Raw genomic sequence first — 276 nt, 5'->3', positions numbered from 1 at the left:
GGGCCAAGCTCGTGCAGCTCATGATGCCGGGGGTGCCGGACGTGTACCAGGGCAACGAGACGACCGACTTCTCCCTCGTCGACCCCGACAACCGGCGGCCCGTGACGTACCCGTGCAAGCCGGAGACCTCCTGGGACTCGGCCAAACTCCTGGTCACCACCCAGGCCCTGCGCCTGCGCCGCCGGTTGTCGGGGTCGACGAGGGAGAAGTCGGTCGTCTCGTTGCCCTGGTACACGTCCGGCACCCCCGGCATCATGAGCTGCACGAGCTTGGCCC

1 pseudogene is annotated in these 276 nt (G+C 68.8%); it reads left to right on the top strand.

Features of this window, described 5'->3' with window-relative positions:
• Window positions 1-182 (top strand): annotated as a pseudogene (locus FAF44_RS54080) (hypothetical protein); the annotation flags it as partial.
• Window positions 183-276: the final 94 nt, after the last annotated feature.

Source organism: Nonomuraea sp. MG754425, from assembly GCF_021699195.1.
GTDB lineage: Bacteria > Actinomycetota > Actinomycetes > Streptosporangiales > Streptosporangiaceae > Nonomuraea.
The sequence above is the reverse complement of the archived record's forward strand: the minus strand, read 5'-3'. Positions and strand labels throughout refer to the sequence as shown.